The sequence below is a fragment of the Nocardioides sp. Root240 genome (assembly GCF_001428825.1).
Taxonomy (GTDB): Bacteria; Actinomycetota; Actinomycetes; order Propionibacteriales; family Nocardioidaceae; genus Nocardioides.
On record NZ_LMIT01000015.1, the window covers coordinates 216,417 to 235,245 of the forward strand.

Sequence of the window (18,829 nt, forward strand, 5' to 3'; positions counted from 1 at the left end):
TGGAGCCCGTGGTCGAGGAGATCGTGGTCGCGGAGCCCGACCCGGAGCCGGAGCCGGAGCCGGAGCCTCAGCCCGATCCCGAGCTCGAGCCCGATCCGGAGCCCGAGCCCGCACCCTTCGACGAGGACCCGGTCACCGAGGTCCTCGAGGAGGTCCCGGACCCGCTGAGCGACCCGATCCCGTCGGCCCCGGCGTCCCCGCCGGAGAGCCCCGACGACTGGATGACGCCCGCGGACGCCACCGGCGACATCGCCGACGAGCCGGCCGACGAGCCGGCCGACGAGCCGGCCGACCAGCCGGCCGACGAGCTGCCCACCCCGCGCGACATCCCGCTGCCGCCCCCGCCGCCGGGGGCCACGCCCGTCGGCTGGATCCCGCCGCCGCCCTCCGCGCCGCCGGTCGGCCTGCCGGGTGCACCCGAGGTCGACGCTCCGCCCCTCGCGATCGGCACCTGGGAGCCGGTCGGTGCTGCGCCCACGACGCCGCCGCCCCCGGTCGCGCCGGAGCCGACGCCGTTCGACGCCGACCACGACGGGCAGACCGTCTCCGGGCCGGGCATCGCCGCCCCCGTGCTGCCGGGCATCCCCGGCCAGCCGCAGGCGCCCGCGGTCACCCAGCCGGTCGCGAAGCTGCTCGTCTCCGACGGCCAGACCATCGTCGTCGACCGTGCGGTCCTGATCGGTCGCGCGCCGGAGGCCCGCCGGTTCTCCTCGACCGAGCAGCCGACCCTGGTGACCGTCCCCAGCCGGCTCCACGAGATCTCGTCCACGCACGTCGAGGTGCGCCCGGGCACGGGCGCCGACCACGGCAGCGCCGTCGTCACCGACATGGGCTCGACCAACGGCACCGTGCTCGTCCAGCCCGGCCTCGGGCCCGAGGACCTCAAGCCCGGCATCGCCGTCCAGCTCATCCCCGGTGCCGTCATCAACCTCGGCGACGGCGTCACCATCCAGGTCACCCGGCCCTGACCGGCCGGCCGCCGCCACTCGGAGCGCACCCCATGTCCCACCTGCCGCCCACGGCGGAGCCGTCGATGTTCCCGCCGGCTGAGCTCGACCGCCGGTTCTCGGCGTTCGTGGTCGACCGCGTCATCGCGTGGGGAGTCTCGGCCGCCGTCGGGTACGCCGTCCACGAGCTCGGCGGCGCCAGCGTCGCCACGGCGGTGCTCAGCGCGCTCGGTTGCGACGTGCTGATCGGGATCGTGCTCGCCGTCCTGGTCGGCACCACGGGCGTCACGCCGGGGAAGACCGCCGTCGGGCAGCGGGTCGTGCGTCGCGCCGACGGCCGCCCGATCGGCGTGCCCGCCGCCCTGGCCCGGTACGCCGTGCTCGGGATCGCCGGGCTGCCCACCGTCGGCATGGGCCTGGCCACCCTCGCCTGGACAGCCGCCGCGGACCCGACCCGTCAGCGCCGTGCGCTGCACGACCGGTTCGGAGACGCGGTGGTGGTCGACGTCCGGCCGGTGGCCGACGACTCCGAGGTCGAGGACGACCGGCCGCAGCAGCTCGTCAACCTCACCGCCATGCGGCTGATGCCCGTCGCTCCCGCGCAGCCGGAGTCGATCGCGTCGATCCCGGTCCCGCAGCCGGCGCCCACCCCGGTGCCCGCTCCCGTCCCGGCACCCGCGCCCGCCGCTGCCCCACCGCCGATCGCGGCCTCCGCACCGCCGGTCGCGGCGCCGGCCCCCGTCGCCCCGCCCGCCCCTGCTGCCCCACCGGCTCCCGCCGCCCCTCCTGCCCCGCGCGCCCCCGGCGCCCACCGGGCGCCGCCGGCCGCTCCTGCCGAGCCCGCGCCCGAGCGCACCCAGCTCCGTCCCGCCGCCCCGGACCCCGCGGCGCCCGCGGCCGCGGCACCGGAGCCGGCCCGGTGGCGAGTCGCCTTCGACACCGGTGAGGCCTTCGTGGTCGAGGGTCTGGCCCTGGTCGGCCGTCGCCCCGAACCGCGGCCGGGTGAGCCGGTCCGCCACGTCGTCCCGCTGCGCTCGTCCGACATGTCCCTGTCGAAGACCCATGCGCAGTTCCAGGTCGCGCCCGACGGTGCGCTCGTCGTGATGGACCGCGGCTCCACCAACGGCTCGTACGTCGTGCGCCGCGGCCTCTCGAAGGCGCTGACCGCCGGCCGGCCGAGCACCCTGCTGCCCGGTGACGAGGTCCGCTTCGGTGACCGCACGATGACGGTCGAGCGCGAGCAGTAGCCTCAGCCTGCCCGTCCGGACTCCCACTCGCGGCGCAGCAGTCCGTAGACCGCGGTGTCGCTCCAGCCGCCCTCGCGGTCGGGGTAGTCCTCGCGGGTGTGCGCCTCGTGCGTCATCCCGAGGCGCTCGCACAGCGCGGCCGACCGGGTGTTGCGCGGGTCGAGCTGGGCCATCAGCCGGTGCAGCGGGTACGTCGAGAACGCCAGGTCCACCAGTGCCCGGGCCGCCTCCGTGGCGAACCCGCGGCCGGCGTACCCGGGGCCGAAGACCCAGCCCAGCTCCGCGATCGACGGCGCCTCGTCCGGTCCGTGGGCCGCGGAGAAGCGCAGCATCAGGTCCCCGACCAGCACCCCCTCGTGCTCGACCGCGAGCGCGAGGAACTCGCCCACCGCAGCAGGCGCGGTCGCGGCGACCAGCCGGTCCACCCGCTGGGTCAGGGCCTGGTCGTCGAGGGCCGGGAAGGGCAGGTAGCGGGTGACCTCCGGATCCGCGCAGTACGCACCGATCGCGGCACGGTCCTCGGCGACGACGGTGCGCAGCAGGAGGCGCTCGGTGCGCAGGGGGAGCGGCGGGGTGATGGGTCCGGGGGTCACAGCCTGACCCTAGGATGATCCCTCGCGGGCGTCCCACCGGCGCGCGCAGCCTGCGGCCCGCCGAGGGCCGATCGACGAGGAAGGGCGAGACCGTGCCGACTGGCAAGGTGAAGTGGTACGACGCGGAGAAGGGCTTCGGCTTCCTCTCCCAGACCGACGGGCCGGACGTCTACGTGCGCTCCGACGCGCTGCCCGAGGGCGTCACCACGTTGAAGGCCGGCACGCGCGTCGAGTTCGGCATCGCCCAGGGTCGTCGCGGTGACCAGGCGCTCCAGGTCAAGCTCGTCGACGCGCCGGCGTCGGTGTCGCGCAACCAGAAGGAGGCGCGTCGTCGCAAGCCGGAGGAGATGGTCCCGATCGTCGAGGACCTGATCCGCCTGCTCGACGGCGTCGGCGAGGCCTACCGCCACGGCCGCCACCCCGACCGTCGTACGTCGGAGCCGGTCGCCAAGCTGCTGCGCGCCCTCGCCGACGAGCTCGAGGCCTGAGGCCCAGGAGCTCGGACCCGGCTCAGCCCACGGTCGTGACGGGCCGCTCGGCGGCCCTCTTGCGGCGCGCCGGCGCGGAGCGCAGCACGAACACCGCCCATGCCGTGAGCAGGACGGCGGCGAAGCCGAGTCCGACGCCGTTGATGGCCGGGTAGGACAGGATCACGCCGAGGAAGCCGCCGATCACCCAGGCGAGCTGGAGCGTGGTGTCGCCCTTGGCGAAGGCGCTGGCGTGCGCCCGCACGGGCACGCCCGACTGGATGGTGGAGTCGAGGGAGACCTTGGCGAGGTACTGCATCAGGCCGACCGTCAGGCCCAGCACCACCAGCGGCAGCAGGCCGTAGAAGATCGTCGCGAACACCAGGGCGACGATGTCGGCGAGCAGCGCGACGACCACCATCACGGCCGGGTTGATCCTTCGGGCGAGCGAGGCCACCACGATCCCGAGCGTGTTCCCGAGCCCCGCGGCGCCGATGACGAGGCCGACGAGCAGGGTCGACTTGGTCTTGGACTCCCAGCCGTCGAGCGGCTCGGTCGCCAGCACGAACGTCATGAACATGGTCAGGAAGCCCGACAGCAGACGCGGCCCGCAGTTGGCCCGGAGCGCGAAGGCGACCTGGGGTGGGAGGCCGTTGCCGCGCCGTACGCCGCTGCGGGGGTCACGGGGCGCGTCGATCGACTCCTCGTCGCCGGTGGCGTCGATCTTGGCCGGCAGCAGGATCGCGGCGACCGTGCCGAGCGTGAACACGAGGAAGGCGTAGCGGCAGGCCCACTCGGGACCGATCCAGTACGCCAGGCCGGCCAACGGGCCGGACACGCACGCGCCGACCACGCCGGCCAGTGCCACGCGGCCGTTGGCCTTGACGAGGGTGATCTCGGGTGGCACGAGACGCGGGACGGCCGCGGCCTTGGCCACGCCGTAGGCCTTGGACGAGACAAGGACGCCGAGCGCGGCGACGTAGAACCAGGGCGAGCCGCTCGTCAGCGTCCCGGCCAGCACCCAGCACAGGAAGGCGCGCAGGGCGAAGGTCGCGCCGATCGCCCAGCGGCGGCCGTGGCTGAACCGGTCGAGGAAGGGCCCGATCAGCGGGGCCACGATCGCGAACGGGACCATCGTCAGTCCGAGGAACAGCAGCACCGGGCCGCGCTGGCCGCTCGTCGCGCCGGCGAAGAAGACGGTGCCGGCCAGGGCGATCGCGAACGCCGAGTCGCCCGCTGCGTTGGCGGCGTGCAGCTCGATCAACCGGTTGAGGCCCGAGCGCTCGGCGCCCTGCGCACCCGCGGCCTTCCGTGCCGTGCGCACCGTCGCCCGGCTGGCGCGCCCGGTGACCCGGGCGAAGCCCTTCATGCCGCGCGCAGTCGCCTTCGCCGCCCGGATCGATCCCGTCTCGGCCATCTGGTCGGACGGCGACTCGGACGGCGACTCGGACGGCGACTCGGTGGGCGGGTCGGCGCCCGGCAGCGGACCGGAAGGCGCCCCCGGACGGCGCGGGTCGGGTCCGTTGCTGCTCACTCGTCCTATCTTGCCTGCTGGGGACGACAGGTGCCGCGCGCCGCCCCCGACGTGACGATCGTCGCCCCGATGGGGAATGCTGTGCCCGTGTCCACCCTCGAGCGCAAGCTGACCGACGCCGCCACCGCCGACGCGGTCGACGCCGCCCGCGCGGCGCTGCTCGACGAGGTCGACGCCGCCGACGTCGGCGAGCACCTCGGCCACCAGGTCGACGGCCTGCGCGTCGTCACGCACCTCTTCGAGTGCCGCCGCAAGGGCTACGTCGGCTGGCAGTGGGCGGTCACGCTCACCCGTGCCTCGCGCCAGCGCAAGGTCACCGTGGTCGAGGTCGTGCTGCTGCCGGGCCAGGACGCCATCGTCGCCCCCGCCTGGGTGCCCTACCGCGAGCGGCTCCTCCCCGGCGACATGTCGCCCGGCGACCTGCTGCCGGTCAGCGACGAGGACCCGCGCCTCGTGCCGACGTACTCCTTCGGCGACGACCCGCTCGACACCGATGACAAGGCGCAGGTGCGCCAGGTCGCCAAGGACCTCGGCCTCGGCCGGGTCCGCGTCCTGTCCCCGGAGGGCCGCGACGCCGCCGCCGAACGCTGGTACGACGGCGAGGCCGGCCCCGACGCGCCGATCGCCAAGTCCGCGCCGGACCACTGCTACTCCTGCGGCTTCCTGGTCCGGCTCGCCGGCCCGTTGTCGGAGCTGTTCGGCGTCTGCGCCAACGGCGACGCCAACGACGACGGTCGCGTGGTCGCCTTCCAGCACGGCTGCGGGGGCCACTCCGAGGTGCGGCTCACCAAGCGCCAGCAGCCGCTGGCGCCCGCGCCGCCCGTGCTGGACACGGTCGGCGTCGACGACCTCGACCGGCTGTAGCCCGCCCTACGCGCGCGAGAGCACCCAGACGGCGTACTGGTCGTCGACCGGGCGCAGGTCGTACCCGCCGAACCGGTGGTCGACGCGCAGCCCCGCCGCCGCGGCGTCCGCGACGAACGCCTCGGGGGCGTACGAGCGTGCCGTCGCGGGTCCACCGGACAGGTGGAAGCCCGCGAGGATCCGCCCGCCGGGTGCGAGCAGCGAGCCCAGGTGGGCCAGCACCGCGACCTCGGAGTCCTCGGCCAGGAAGGTCAGCACGTTGCCGACGCACACCACGAGGTCGTAGGCGGTCGGCGCGCCCGCCGCGGTGAGCGCCTCGGGCGTGAGCGCCAGGATCTCCAGCGGTACGACGACGAGCTGTGGCCAGGTCTCCCGGGCCTGCGCCACGAGTGCCGGGTCCGGCTCCGCGGCGACGACGCGGTGGCCCTGCGCCTGGAGGTGGGCGCCGATCCGGCCCATCCCTGCGCCGGCGTCGAGGACGGTCGCGCCGCGCGGCACCATCGCGTCGGCGAGGCGGGCCTCGCCGAAGACGTCCTCGCCACGCTCCATGAGCTCGGCGAAGCGTTCGCCGTACCCGACGTTCCTCGCCCCGCCCAGCGCCCACCGGGTGGGCCGCAGCGGCTCGGTCACTGGTCGAGCTCGGCGCGCACGCTGCGTCGGCGCTTGCAGTACTCCATGCCGAGCAGGCCGAGCCCGACACCGGTCAGGCACATCCACAGCAGCCAGGTGCGGTCGTCCTCCTCGAGCCGGCCGTAGAACGGCAGCAGTGCGAGGAAGGCGATCGCGAACAGCGCGGTGCCGACCTGGACGGTGCGCACGCCGTCGACGTCGAGGGGCTCGACGGGCGCGATGAGGTACGTCCGTTTGCCGATCTCGTGCTGGGTCGGCTGGTCGTCGCGGAGCTCCACGCCCCGATGCTACCGCTCCGCCGATCCTGCGGAATAGTTAGCAAGGGTAATGACTTATGCTAACGACATGCCGACCAGGGAACAGCACGTGCGCCACCCCAGCAGGGGTGAAGCAGCTCCGCGATCAACCGCGGCAGTGGCCACCGAGCTTCGCTTCTCGGTCATGCGCCTGCGCCGGCGGCTGGTCCGCGAGCGGCACCCCGACAACGACCTCAGCCTCTCGGCGATGGCCGTGCTCTGGGCGCTGCACCGCCACGGCGACCTGAGCGTCGGCGCGCTGGCCTCCCGCGAGCAGGTGCGCCCGCCGAGCATGACCCGCACCGTCAACTGCCTGGCCGACGACGGCCTCGTCACCCGTGAGGCGCACCCCACGGACGGCCGTCAGGTCGTCGTCCGGCTCACGGAGGAGGGGAGTGCGGTGGTCCACGCCGACGCCGCTCGCCGCGACCGCTGGCTCTCGCGCCGGCTCGAGGAGCTCACCCCCGCCGAGCGCGACGTGCTGCGCCGGGCCGCCCCCATCCTGCAGCGCATCGCCGCCGCTGACTGAACCGAACCAAGGAGCCACCACGAGTCCCCGCTTCCGATCCCTCGCCCACCACAACTACCGCCTCTACTTCGCCGGCAGCCTCGTCTCCAACGTCGGGACCTGGATGCAGCGGGTCGCCCAGGACTGGCTGGTCCTGACCATCCCGGGCAACGGAGGCACCGCGCTCGGCATCACGACCGGGCTGCAGTTCCTGCCGGTCCTGCTCCTCTCGCCGTACGCCGGCGTGGTCGCGGACCGCTTCTCCAAGCGCCGCCTGCTCCAGGTGACGCAGACCGTGATGGCCCTCGCCGCGCTCGCCCTCGGCGCGATCGCCGCGTCCGGCGCAGCGGAGACCTGGCACGTCTACCTGCTGGCCTTCGTGTTCGGCATCGGCGCCGCCTTCGACGCGCCCGCGCGCCAGGCCTTCGTGTCCGAGATGGTCGGGCCCGACGACGTCGCCAACGCGGTCAGCCTCAACTCCGCGGCGTTCAACACCGCCCGCATGGTCGGCCCCGGCATCGCCGGCCTGCTGATCGGCATCGGCGGGGGAGGGATGCGCGCGACCGGCTGGGTGATCCTCGCGAACGCCGTGTCGTACGCCGCCGTGATCCTCCAGCTGCGCCGGATGGACCCCGACGAGCTGCAGTCCCCGCGACCGGTGGCCCGCGAGCCGGGCATGCTGCGCGCCGGTGTGGCCTACGTGCGCACCCAGCCCAAGATGGTCATGATCCTGGTGCTGGTCTTCTTCGTCGGCACGTTCGGGATGAACTTCCAGCTCACCTCGGCGCTCATGGCCACCGAGGTCTTCGGCAAGGGCGCCGAGGAGTACGGCGTCCTCGGCTCCTTCCTCGCGATCGGCTCGCTGAGCGGCGCCCTGCTCGCCGCCGGCCGCGCCCGGGTCCGGGTCCGGCTGCTGATGGGGGCGGCCGTCGCGTTCGGGCTGCTCGAGGTCGTGGCGGGCTTCGCGCCGTCGTACCTGCTGTTCGTGCTGGTCTGCCCGCTGCTCGGTCTCTCGGTCATCACGGTCATGAACTCCTGCAACGCGCTGCTCCAGGTCGAGTCCGACCCGGCCTTCCGCGGCCGCGTCATGGCGATCTACATGACCATCGTGATGGGCGGCACGCCCCTCGGCTCGCCCTTCATCGGCTGGATCGGCGACACGTACGGCGCCCGCTGGACCCTCGTCGTCGGGGGAGTTCTCGTGCTGGTCGGCGTCGGCCTGGCCGTGCTGGTCGGGGTCGTCGCCCGCCGCGGGTCCCCGCGCGCGGTGAGGTCCGCGCCTGCCATGCTGCCCCTGTGAGCTCAGCGCAGATCGCCCCCGGCAGCAACCCGATCGACCGCTGGTTCCGGATCTCCGAGCGAGGCTCCAGCCTCGGCCAGGAGGTCCGGGGCGGCGTGGTCACCTTCTTCACGATGGCCTACATCGTCGTCCTCAACCCGTTGATCCTCGGCTACGCCGTCGACGCCGACGGGCAGTTCCTCGGGGGCGGCGACAAGCCGAACCTGGCCGCGATCGCGGCGGGCACCGCGCTCGTCGCGGGCGTGCTGACGATCCTGATGGGCGTGGTGGCCAACTACCCGCTCGCCCTCGCGACCGGGCTCGGCCTCAACGCCTTCCTGGCCTTCTCGGTCGCGAGCCAGATGACCTGGGCCGACGCGATGGGCCTGGTCGTGATCGAGGGTGTCCTGATCCTGGTCCTGGTCCTCACCGGCTTCCGGACGGCCGTGTTCCGGGCCGTGCCCGCGCAGCTCAAGGTCGCGATCTCGGTCGGCATCGGCCTGTTCATCGCCCTCATCGGCTTCGTCGACGCGGGCGTGGTCAAGCGGATCCCGGACGCCGCGCTGACGACCGTCCCGGTCCAGCTCGGCGCCGACGGCAACCTCAGCGGCTGGCCGGTCCTCGTCTTCATCGTCGGCCTGCTGCTGATGCTCGCCCTGTGGGTGCGCAAGGTGCGTGGCGCGATCCTGATCTCGATCGTGGTGATGACGATCGTCGCGGTGGTCGTCGAGGCGATCGGTGACCTCGGACGCGCCTCGGAGAAGGCCGGCGGCTGGTCGCTCACCGTCCCGGCCTGGCCCGACAGGTTCCACGCCCCCGACTTCGGCACGCTCGGCGAGTTCAACCTGCTCGGCTCCTGGGACCGGGTCGGCGTCGTCGCGGTGCTGCTGCTCGTCTTCTCGCTGCTGCTCGCCGACTTCTTCGACACCATGGGCACGATGACGGCGATCGGTGCGGAGGCGAACCTGCTCGACGAGGAGGGCATGCCGCCGAACGCGGAGCGGATCCTGGTCGTCGACTCGATCGCCGCGATCGCCGGCGGCGCCGCGGGCGTGTCGTCGAACACCTCCTACATCGAGTCGGCCTCGGGCGTCGGCGAGGGCGCGCGTACCGGCCTGGCCTCGGTCGTGACCGGCCTGCTGTTCCTCGTGACGATCTTCCTGTCGCCGCTCGTGGCGATGATCCCGTCGGAGGCGGCGGTCCCGGCGCTGGTGCTCGTGGGCTTCTTGATGATGCAGCAGATCACCGGCATCTCCTGGGACGACCCGGAGATCGCCATCCCGGCCTTCCTGACGATCGTGCTGATGCCGTTCACCTACTCGATCACGGTGGGGATCGGGGCCGGTTTCGTGACCTACGCCGTGCTCAAGGTGGTGCGCGGGAAGGCCCGGGAGCTGCACCCGCTCCTGTGGGTGGTGGCCGGTCTGTTCGTGGTCTACTTCGCCATCGACCCCATCACGCGCTGGCTCACCTGATCGCGAGCGCGTTTCCGACTGCTGCTCGGCATTTTGACCGGCCTGTGGGCGGCCGGTAATCTCGATTCTCGTGTCTGGGGCTACCCGGCACGTCGCGCATGCCCTCAGGCCAACCCCCGATCGGACGGGTTGCGGCAGGGGATCCAGCATCCGGCACAGCACGAGCATCACCCCGAGTCCGGCATGGCGCTGGACCGAGAAAAGACCGAGAGGGAAGCACAAGAGTGCCCACCATTAACCAGCTGGTCCGCAAGGGCCGCCAGGACAAGGCGTCCAAGACGAAGACGCCTGCCCTGAAGGGTTCGCCCCAGCGACGCGGTGTGTGCACCCGCGTCTACACCACCACCCCCAAGAAGCCGAACTCCGCCCTCCGCAAGGTCGCCCGCGTGCGCCTGAGCAGCGGCGTCGAGGTCACCGCCTACATCCCGGGTGAGGGTCACAACCTGCAGGAGCACTCGATCGTGCTCGTCCGCGGCGGTCGTGTGAAGGACCTGCCCGGTGTTCGCTACAAGGTCATCCGCGGCGCGCTCGACACGCAGGCCGTGAAGAACCGTAAGCAGGCTCGCAGCCGCTACGGCGCCAAGAAGGAGAAGAGCTGACATGCCGCGCAAGGGCCCCGCTCCGAAGCGCCCCATCGACGTCGACCCGGTCTACGGTTCGCAGCTGGTCAGCCAGCTGGTGTCGAAGGTGCTCCAGGACGGCAAGAAGCAGGTTGCTCAGCGGATCGTGTACGCCGCTCTCGAGGGCACCCGTGAGAAGACCGGCACCGACCCGGTGATCACCCTCAAGCGTGCGCTCGACAACGTGCGCCCCGCGCTCGAGGTCAAGTCCCGCCGCGTCGGTGGCGCGACCTACCAGGTCCCGGTCGAGGTCAAGGGCAACCGCGGCACGACCCTCTCGCTGCGCTGGCTCGTGGGCTACGCCCAGGAGCGTCGTGAGAAGACCATGGCCGAGCGCCTCCAGAACGAGATCCTCGACGCTGCCAACGGCCTCGGTGCCGCGGTGAAGAAGCGCGAGGACACCCACAAGATGGCCGAGTCCAACAAGGCCTTCGCTCACTACCGCTGGTGACCACCCGTACGGCGGAGCTCCGGCTCCGCCGTACGACACCTGCTCATCCCCAAACCTAAGGAACGCTGACTCACGTGGCAGTCGACATCACGACGGACCTCAACGTCGTCCGCAACATCGGCATCATGGCGCACATCGACGCCGGCAAGACCACCACCACCGAGCGCATCCTGTTCTACACCGGCATCACCTACAAGATCGGTGAAGTCCACGATGGCGGCGCCACGATGGACTGGATGGAGCAGGAGCAGGAGCGCGGCATCACCATCACGTCCGCCGCGACGACCTGCTGGTGGAAGAAGCACCAGATCAACATCATCGACACCCCCGGGCACGTCGACTTCACCGTCGAGGTGGAGCGCTCGCTGCGCGTCCTCGACGGCGCCGTCGCCGTCTTCGACGGCGTGGCCGGCGTCGAGCCGCAGACCATGACCGTGTGGCGCCAGGCCAACAAGTACGCCGTCCCGCGGATGTGCTTCGTCAACAAGCTCGACCGCACCGGTGCGGACTTCTACCGCGTCGTCGACTCGATCGTGGCCAAGCTCAACTCGACCCCGCTCGTGCTGCAGCTCCCGATCGGCGCCGAGGGCGACTTCATCGGTGTCGTCGACCTGGTCGAGATGAACGCCAAGGTCTGGCGCGGCGAGACCGCCCAGGGCGAGGACTACGTCGTCGAGGAGATCCCCGCGGACCTGGCCGACAAGGCTGCGGAGTACCGCGAGAAGCTCGTCGAGACGCTGGCCGAGGCCGACGACGACATCATGGAGGTCTACCTCGAGGACGGCGACACGTTCGACGTGCCGACCCTCAAGGCCGCCATCCGTCGCGCGACCCTCGCCGACAAGCTCAACCCGATCCTCACCGGCACCGCGTTCAAGAACAAGGGCGTGCAGCCCCTGCTCGACGCGATCGTCGACTACCTCCCCTCCCCGCTCGACGTCGACGGCATCGTCGGCCACAAGCCGGGCTCGGAGGAGACCGAGGAGAACGAGATCGTCCGCAAGCCGTCGTCCGACGAGCCCCTCGCGGCGCTGGCGTTCAAGATCGCTGCTGACCCGCACCTGGGCAAGCTGACCTTCGTCCGCGTCTACTCGGGCAAGCTCGAGGCCGGCGGCACCGTGCTCAACACGAGCAACGGCCGCAAGGAGCGGATCGGCAAGGTCTACCAGATGCACGCCAACAAGCGTGAGGAGATCGCGTCGGTCGGCGCCGGCCAGATCGTGGCCGTGATGGGCCTCAAGGACACCCGCACCGGGCACACCCTCTCGGACGCGACCAAGCAGGTCGTGCTCGAGTCGATGACCTTCCCGGCGCCCGTGATCTCGGTGGCCATCGAGCCGAAGACCAAGGCCGACCAGGAGAAGCTCGGCGTCGCGATCGGCCGCCTGGCCGAGGAGGACCCGACCTTCGTCGTCAAGACCGACGAGGAGACCGGCCAGACCATCATCTCGGGCATGGGCGAGCTCCACCTGGAGATCCTCGTGGACCGCATGAAGCGCGAGTTCAAGGTCGAGGCCACCGTCGGCAAGCCGCAGGTCGCCTACCGCGAGACCATTCGCGGCACCGTCTCGAACCACAGCTACACCCACAAGAAGCAGACCGGTGGGTCGGGCCAGTTCGCGAAGGTCGTCATCTCGCTCGAGCCGAACATCGACCCCGAGACCGGTCTCGGTGCGGGCTACGAGTTCGTCAACAACGTCTCGGGCGGACGCGTCCCGCGCGAGTACATCCCGTCCGTCGACAACGGCGGCCAGGAGGCCATGGAGTTCGGCGTGCTCGCCGGCTACCCGATGGTCGACGTGAAGTTCACGCTCGAGGACGGCGCCTACCACGACGTCGACTCGTCCGAGCTCGCGTTCAAGATCGCCGGCATCCAGTCGTTCAAGGAGGCGGCCCGCAAGGCCAAGCCGTGCCTCCTCGAGCCGATGTTCGCCGTCGAGGTCACGACCCCCGAGGACTACCTCGGCACGGTCATCGGTGACATCAACAGCCGTCGCGGTCAGATCCGCGCGCAGGAGGAGCGTCACGGCGACATCGTCGTGTCCGCCCTCGTGCCGCTCTCCGAGATGTTCGGGTACGTTGGCGACCTGAGGTCCAAGACCTCTGGTCAGGCGTCGTACTCGATGGAGTTCGACTCGTACGCCGAGGTTCCCACGAACATCGCCGACGAGATCATCAAGAAGGTGCGCGGCGAGTGACCTCCGGGTCACTCTCTCGCGTGCCCTCGGCGCAGCACCCTTCCAGTACGAGTCAAGTAACAATCCCAGGAGGAGCCAGCAATGGCTAAGGCCAAGTTCGAGCGGACCAAGCCGCACGTCAACATCGGCACCATCGGTCACATCGACCACGGCAAGACCACGCTGACCGCGGCGATCTCGAAGGTCCTGCACGACAAGTACCCGGACCTCAACGAGGCCTCGCCGTTCGACCAGATCGACAAGGCTCCCGAGGAGCGTCAGCGCGGCATCACGATCTCGATCGCGCACATCGAGTACCAGACCGAGGCGCGTCACTACGCCCACGTCGACTGCCCGGGTCACGCTGACTACATCAAGAACATGATCACCGGTGCCGCGCAGATGGACGGCGCGATCCTGGTGGTGGCCGCGACCGACGGTCCGATGCCGCAGACCCGTGAGCACGTGCTGCTCGCCCGCCAGGTCGGCGTCCCCGCCCTGGTCGTCGCGCTCAACAAGTGCGACATGGTCGACGACGAGGAGCTCATCGAGCTCGTCGAGATGGAGGTGCGCGAGCTCCTCTCCGAGTACGAGTACCCGGGCGACGACATCCCCGTCGTCCGCGTGGCGGCCTTCCCGGCCCTCAACGGCGACGCCAAGTGGGGCGAGTCGGTTGCCGAGCTCATGTCGGCCGTCGACGAGTACATCCCCCAGCCGGAGCGCGAGGTCGACAAGCCGTTCCTCATGCCCGTCGAGGACGTCTTCACGATCACCGGTCGTGGCACCGTCATCACCGGTCGCATCGAGCGCGGCATCGTCAAGGTGAACGAGGAGGTCGAGATCATCGGCATCCGCGACACCGCGATCAAGTCCACCGTCACCGGTGTCGAGATGTTCCGCAAGCTGCTCGACGAGGGCCAGGCCGGTGAGAACGTCGGTCTGCTGCTCCGTGGCACCAAGCGCGAGGACGTCGAGCGCGGCATGGTCGTGGTGAAGCCGGGTACGACCACCCCGCACACCAACTTCGAGGCCAGCGTCTACATCCTCTCGAAGGAGGAGGGCGGCCGTCACACGCCGTTCTTCAACAACTACCGTCCGCAGTTCTACTTCCGGACCACCGACGTGACCGGCGTCGTGACCCTTCCCGAGGGCACCGAGATGGTCATGCCGGGCGACAACACGGACATGTCGGTCGAGCTCATCCAGCCGATCGCCATGGACGAGGGTCTGAAGTTCGCGATCCGTGAGGGTGGCCGCACCGTCGGCGCCGGCCGGGTCACGAAGATCACCAAGTGATCTGACCTGCTTCGGGGAGGCCCCCGCACCTTCGGGTGCGGGGGCCTCCTGCATTTCACTGCACCGGATTTCCGGCGGGACCGCCCGAGTCGGGAGAATGGCCGGGTGAACGACGAGCAGGACCAGGCGGGCGGCGTACGCCCGGCACGACCGCACCACAAGCTGACCGACGACGGACGGCGGGTGCGCGAGGTCCTGACCTACGCGCGGCGGGGGAGCCGGTTCACGCCGAAGCAGCAGGCCGCCTGGGACGGGTACGCCGACCGGTGGGTCATCCCGGACGCGGCCGTCGACGCTCCGGACTTCAGCTGGGCGCAGTGGTTCGGCCGCGAGGCGCCGCTGGTCGTCGAGATCGGTGGTGGCGTCGGCGAGGCGACGGCGGCGCTGGCCGCCGCCCGGCCCGAGGTCAACGTGCTGGCGCTCGAGGTCTGGCTTCCGGGTGTGGCCGAGGGCCTGGGGCGTGTGGCGGAGGCCGGCGCGACCAACGTCCGCTTCTCCAGTGTCGACGCGGTGTGGACCCTCGAGCACCTGGTCGCGGAGGGCAGCATCAGCGAGCTGTGGACCTTCTTCCCGGACCCGTGGCACAAGACCCGCCACCACAAGCGCCGTCTCGTCAACGAGGAGCACTCCCGGCTGGTCGCCTCGCGGCTGGCGCCCGGCGCGCTGTGGCGGCTGGCGACCGACTGGGCCGAGTACGCCGACCAGATGGTCGAGGTGCTCGACGCGGAGCCGCAGCTCGAGGGCGGGATCGTGGAGCGCTGGGCGGAGCGGCCGGTCACGAAATTCGAGCGCAAGGGCCTCGCGAAGGAGCGCACGATCACGGACCTGGCGTACCGACGCGTCACCTGACATTAACTTTCGGCGTGCGGCGTGGCGCCCGGATCGGTTTGGGGCCCGGGCGTACTTTCCGAGCAGTGGCAGGTGGGGAAGCCGGCCACATCGGGAGGCCCGACGTGAACCATCACGACTGCGCAACCCGGTCCGTCCACAAGGAATAGGGCCGGGGCGGCCCTGGCGGGTGCGCGCGGTCCGGTGAGGTTGAGTCGTGGGATCCATTCACGATGGGGCACAGGCCAGCACGCAGCGCCGTACGTACGTCCTCGACACCAGCGTCCTGCTGGCCGACCCCGCCGCCCTGCGCCGGTTCGAGGAGCACGAGGTCGTGCTCCCGGTGGTCGTGATCACCGAGCTCGAGGCGAAGAGGCACCACCCCGAGCTCGGCTACTTCGCGCGCAGCGCGCTCCGCTCGCTCGACGAGCTGCGCGTCAGCCACGGCCGGCTCGACACGCCCGTCCCCGTGGGTGAGGACGGCGGCTCCGTGCGCGTCGAGCTCAACCACACCGATGCCGCGTCGTTGCCGTCGGGCTTCCGGCTCGGGGACAACGACACCCGGATCCTGGCGGTCGCGCGCAACCTGGCCGACGAGGGGCACCAGGTCACCCTGGTCTCCAAGGACCTGCCGATGCGGATCAAGGCGTCGGCGGTCGGTCTGGACGCCGAGGAGTACCGCGGCGAGGCGATCAGCGACTCCGACACGGGCTACTCCGGCATGGCGGAGGTCGAGGTGGCCGCCGCCGACCTCGACGAGCTGTACGACGACGGCACCCTCGACCTCGCCGACGCCCGCGAGCTGCCGTGCCACACCGGCCTGGTCCTGCTCTCCGAGCGGGGCACGGCGCTGGGCCGGGTCGGTCCCGACAAGCAGGTCCACCTGGTGCGGGGCGACCGCGAGGCGTTCGGCATCCACGGCCGCAGCGCCGAGCAGCGCATCGCCCTCGAGCTGCTCCTCGACCCCGACGTCGGCATCGTGTCCCTCGGCGGCCGCGCCGGCACCGGCAAGTCCGCGCTCGCGCTCTGCGCCGGCCTGGAGGCGGTGATGGAGCGCCAGCAGCACAAGAAGGTCGTGGTGTTCCGCCCGCTGTTCGCCGTCGGCGGCCAGGAGCTCGGCTACCTGCCGGGCTCGGAGTCGGAGAAGATGTCGCCCTGGGGCCAGGCCGTGTTCGACACCCTCGGCGCCCTCACCTCGCGCGACGTCGTCGACGAGATCCTCGACCGCGGCATGCTCGAGGTCCTCCCGCTGACCCACATCCGCGGTCGCTCGCTGCACGACTCCTTCGTGATCGTCGACGAGGCGCAGTCACTCGAGCGCAACGTGCTGCTCACGGTGCTCTCCCGCATCGGTGCGAACTCCAAGGTCGTGCTCACCCACGACGTCGCCCAGCGCGACAACCTCCGCGTCGGGCGCCACGACGGCATCGTCGCCGTGGTGGAGAAGCTCAAGGGCCACCCGCTGTTCTCCCACGTCACGTTGACCCGGTCCGAGCGCTCCCCGATCGCCGCGCTCGTCACCGAGATGCTGGAGAACGTCGTCGTCTGAGGGGTTGCGCCGGCTTGCGTCATAGGCTCCGTGGGCTCCAGCCCACGGAGCCAATGACGTTACGTCCGTTGCTTCGCCCGGTCAGGCCGCACGGCGGCCCGCGGCACCAAGCAGGGCATTTGCGATCTGGGCGAAGAACTCATCCGGCCTCAGGCGCAGACCGAGCAGCGGCAGCCGCAGCACCACGTCGCCGGAGAGGGTGAGGGCGTTCTGGCGGAGTGCATCGGCGACGACGTTCTCCGCCCAGGTGTGGTGGATGCCGTCGATCTCGACCACCACACCCAGCTCCGGCCAGTAGAGGTCGAGGTAGTAGCGGCCGCGGTCGTCCCGGCGGAGCACCTGCTGCGACGGGGGTGGCAGGCCGCGACGACGCAGCTCGGCCACGACGTCGAGCTCGCCGAGCGAGCGCGCACCGTCGAGCAGGTCGTTCACCGCCGTGTGCAGCAGGGCCCTGCGCCGGTCGCGAAGGATGCGGATCGCCTGTTGCCCGATCGCCTCGGGGGTCGTGAGCCCCTGTTGGACGGCGAGCGTCAGGACGTACATCGCCTCACGGTCCGACCGTGCCCACAGGAACGCGCGGACGGCCGCCACCTCGGGACGGGTGCGGGGGACGCCACTCGGCGCCCGGTCCGTCGCACACCAGCGCCGCGTCTGCCGGACGTCGAACTGTGCCGTACGACGAGCCATCACGCCGCGCGGCACGGAGACGCGTAGCCGGTCCAGCTCGAACCGCTTCAGGCCGGAGGCGACGAGCGAGGTGGCTCCGTCGAGCAGGGCGTTCGCGCCGCCCTGGAACACCGCGGCCCACAGGAGCCCCTCGAGTCCGACCGGGCCGGAGTGCAGTGCGATCGTCTGGTCGCCGATCCGTTGCCACCGCTCGGCCCGGAGGTGGGCGCGGACCTCCCAGCGAGTGACGCGCAGCCGGTACAGCTGCCGGCGCGACACGACGCCACCCTGATCCGAAGCGAGCTCGCGAAGTGCCGAGGTGCGCGGGTCGTCGAGAGTGGCGACGTAGGCGCGCCGGTATCGGAACGGTGTGCTCATGTCGCCGAGGATGATCCGCGGCAGGCATCGCTCTCGACGGCTGACGGCGAGCCTGTGGACGACCGACCGGGACGTCGCATCGGTGGACAGCCGCGGGTCATCGCTGCAACGTCATAGGCTCCGTGGGCTCCAGCCCACGGAGCCTATGACGCAAGCTCCGGCAACCCCTTCTCCCGGGGCCGATGTGACGCAAGGTGCGCACGAGATCAGAGTGGTTGAAACCGGCCGGGGGAGAACTGCGGTTCGGTTTGCACGGGGCTCGGCCGTCAGGCAGGGTGGAGGCTGGCCACCGGCGGTGAAGACAACGGTGTCGGGCCCGATCGGGCGGTGGCCAGCGTCCTGCAGTCGAGCCCGAAGTCGAGAATCTTGTCGAAGCACGCCAAGCCGGTGCCCAAGCACCGCGGAGCGCCGAAGCATGCCCACCTCGCCCAAGCCCCTCGCAAGGCAGCCCGCAACGTCGTCGTGATGTCGTCGGTCGCCGTGGCCGTCACCGGTGTGTCGGTGGCCGCCGGGGTCCTCGGCAACGATGTCGCCGCGCCCACCGCGAGCGCGGACGTCGACGCCCTGACCGCGGCCAGCCAGGCGGACCCCACGGTCGTCGCCGACCGTCGTGAGCCGGTCCTCTCGCGCTCCGACCGCCGCCCCGAGGCCGACCCGGCCAAGACCGCCAGCCTCGAGGAGTCCACGGGCTCCGCGATCACGGCGGAGCGCAAGCTCTCCGAGTCCGACCCGCGCGACATCGCGCGGGCGCTGCTCGGCGAGTTCGGGTTCTCCTCCGACCAGTTCGGCTGCCTCGACTCGCTGTGGACCCGCGAGTCCAACTGGCGCGTCAACGCCGACAACCCCAGCTCCAGCGCCTACGGCATCCCGCAGGCCCTGCCCGGGTCGAAGATGTCGTCGGTCGGCTCCGACTGGGCCACCAACCCGGCGACCCAGATCCGCTGGGGCCTGGGTTACATCCAGGCCCGCTACGGCTCGCCCTGCGGCGCCTGGGGCCACTCGGAGAGCCACGGCTGGTACTGAG

The 18,829-nt window shown here is 71.4% G+C and carries 18 protein-coding genes and 1 pseudogene; 14 read left to right on the top strand and 5 right to left on the bottom strand.

Going from position 1 to position 18,829, the window contains the following annotated elements:
- Both ASE20_RS25345 and ASE20_RS25965 read left to right on the top strand, forming a co-directional pair.
- Window positions 1–968 (top strand): annotated as a pseudogene (locus tag ASE20_RS25345) (FHA domain-containing protein); the annotation flags it as partial.
- Between the two features lie 32 nt (window positions 969–1,000).
- Complete coding sequence (locus ASE20_RS25965) at window positions 1,001–2,194, top strand: RDD family protein (RefSeq protein WP_056896753.1); 1,194 nt, start codon at window positions 1,001–1,003, stop codon at window positions 2,192–2,194.
- Between the two features lie 2 nt (window positions 2,195–2,196).
- On the opposite strand, the gene ASE20_RS22165 is transcribed toward ASE20_RS25965, so the two are convergent.
- The gene (locus ASE20_RS22165) at window positions 2,197–2,787 is read right to left on the bottom strand and encodes a GNAT family N-acetyltransferase (RefSeq protein WP_056896754.1); all 591 of its coding nucleotides are present in this window, start codon (window positions 2,785–2,787) and stop codon (window positions 2,197–2,199) included.
- 92 nt (window positions 2,788–2,879) lie between these two features.
- Here ASE20_RS22165 and ASE20_RS22170 point away from each other — a divergent pair, with 92 nt between their 5' ends.
- Window positions 2,880–3,275, top strand: coding sequence for a cold-shock protein (locus tag ASE20_RS22170; RefSeq protein ID WP_056896891.1), 396 nt, complete (start codon window positions 2,880–2,882; stop codon window positions 3,273–3,275).
- A 22-nt stretch (window positions 3,276–3,297) separates the two neighbouring features.
- Here the strand turns inward: ASE20_RS22170 and ASE20_RS22175 are convergent, their stop codons facing one another.
- Window positions 3,298–4,788, bottom strand: coding sequence for an MFS transporter (locus ASE20_RS22175; RefSeq protein WP_225868944.1), 1,491 nt, complete (start codon window positions 4,786–4,788; stop codon window positions 3,298–3,300).
- Between the two features lie 87 nt (window positions 4,789–4,875).
- On the opposite strand from ASE20_RS22175, the gene ASE20_RS22180 reads away from it, so the two are divergent.
- Complete coding sequence (locus ASE20_RS22180) at window positions 4,876–5,652, top strand: DUF3027 domain-containing protein (RefSeq protein WP_225868943.1); 777 nt, start codon at window positions 4,876–4,878, stop codon at window positions 5,650–5,652.
- A 6-nt stretch (window positions 5,653–5,658) separates the two neighbouring features.
- On the opposite strand, the gene ASE20_RS22185 is transcribed toward ASE20_RS22180, so the two are convergent.
- Window positions 5,659–6,282, bottom strand: coding sequence for a class I SAM-dependent methyltransferase (locus ASE20_RS22185; protein WP_200952913.1), 624 nt, complete (start codon window positions 6,280–6,282; stop codon window positions 5,659–5,661).
- Window positions 6,279–6,560: a DUF2530 domain-containing protein gene (locus ASE20_RS22190; RefSeq protein ID WP_225868942.1), complete on the bottom strand. Its 282-nt coding sequence runs from the start codon at window positions 6,558–6,560 to the stop codon at window positions 6,279–6,281. The genes ASE20_RS22185 and ASE20_RS22190 overlap by 4 nt, the downstream gene beginning before the upstream one ends.
- 136 nt (window positions 6,561–6,696) lie before the next feature.
- Between ASE20_RS22190 and ASE20_RS22195 the strand changes: the two genes are divergently transcribed.
- The 9 genes from ASE20_RS22195 to ASE20_RS22235 all read left to right on the top strand — a co-directional run bounded on the left by ASE20_RS22195 (window position 6,697) and on the right by ASE20_RS22235 (window position 16,761).
- Window positions 6,697–7,107, top strand: coding sequence for a MarR family transcriptional regulator (locus ASE20_RS22195; protein WP_225868941.1), 411 nt, complete (start codon window positions 6,697–6,699; stop codon window positions 7,105–7,107).
- Window positions 7,100–8,386: an MFS transporter gene (locus tag ASE20_RS22200; protein WP_056896896.1), complete on the top strand. Its 1,287-nt coding sequence runs from the start codon at window positions 7,100–7,102 to the stop codon at window positions 8,384–8,386. Before ASE20_RS22195 ends, ASE20_RS22200 begins: the two co-directional genes overlap by 8 nt.
- Window positions 8,383–9,840, top strand: coding sequence for an NCS2 family permease (locus ASE20_RS22205; protein WP_157538318.1), 1,458 nt, complete (start codon window positions 8,383–8,385; stop codon window positions 9,838–9,840). The genes ASE20_RS22200 and ASE20_RS22205 overlap by 4 nt, the downstream gene beginning before the upstream one ends.
- Window positions 9,841–10,064: 224 nt before the next feature.
- Window positions 10,065–10,439: a 30S ribosomal protein S12 gene (gene rpsL, locus ASE20_RS22210; RefSeq protein ID WP_056896756.1), complete on the top strand. Its 375-nt coding sequence runs from the start codon at window positions 10,065–10,067 to the stop codon at window positions 10,437–10,439.
- Between the two features lies 1 nt (window position 10,440).
- Window positions 10,441–10,911 carry a 30S ribosomal protein S7 gene (gene rpsG, locus ASE20_RS22215; protein WP_028654596.1) on the top strand — a complete coding sequence of 157 codons (471 nt, stop codon included), beginning with the start codon at window positions 10,441–10,443 and terminating at the stop codon, window positions 10,909–10,911.
- 125 nt (window positions 10,912–11,036) lie between these two features.
- The gene (gene fusA, locus ASE20_RS22220) at window positions 11,037–13,109 is read left to right on the top strand and encodes an elongation factor G (protein WP_235538846.1); all 2,073 of its coding nucleotides are present in this window, start codon (window positions 11,037–11,039) and stop codon (window positions 13,107–13,109) included.
- A gap of 81 nt (window positions 13,110–13,190) precedes the next feature.
- The gene (tuf, locus tag ASE20_RS22225) at window positions 13,191–14,384 is read left to right on the top strand and encodes an elongation factor Tu (protein WP_056896758.1); all 1,194 of its coding nucleotides are present in this window, start codon (window positions 13,191–13,193) and stop codon (window positions 14,382–14,384) included.
- Window positions 14,385–14,489: 105 nt separating this feature from the next.
- Window positions 14,490–15,233, top strand: coding sequence for a tRNA (guanosine(46)-N7)-methyltransferase TrmB (gene trmB / locus ASE20_RS22230; protein WP_056896759.1), 744 nt, complete (start codon window positions 14,490–14,492; stop codon window positions 15,231–15,233).
- 196 nt (window positions 15,234–15,429) lie between these two features.
- Window positions 15,430–16,761, top strand: a complete 1,332-nt coding sequence (locus ASE20_RS22235; protein WP_056896760.1) for a PhoH family protein — start codon at window positions 15,430–15,432, stop codon at window positions 16,759–16,761.
- Window positions 16,762–16,842: 81 nt separating this feature from the next.
- Here ASE20_RS22235 and ASE20_RS22240 read toward each other — a convergent pair whose 3' ends face one another.
- Window positions 16,843–17,805, bottom strand: coding sequence for a DUF559 domain-containing protein (locus ASE20_RS22240; protein ID WP_056896761.1), 963 nt, complete (start codon window positions 17,803–17,805; stop codon window positions 16,843–16,845).
- A gap of 366 nt (window positions 17,806–18,171) precedes the next feature.
- Here ASE20_RS22240 and ASE20_RS22245 point away from each other — a divergent pair, with 366 nt between their 5' ends.
- Window positions 18,172–18,828, top strand: a complete 657-nt coding sequence (locus tag ASE20_RS22245) for a lytic transglycosylase domain-containing protein (RefSeq protein ID WP_056896898.1) — start codon at window positions 18,172–18,174, stop codon at window positions 18,826–18,828.
- Window position 18,829: the final 1 nt, after the last annotated feature.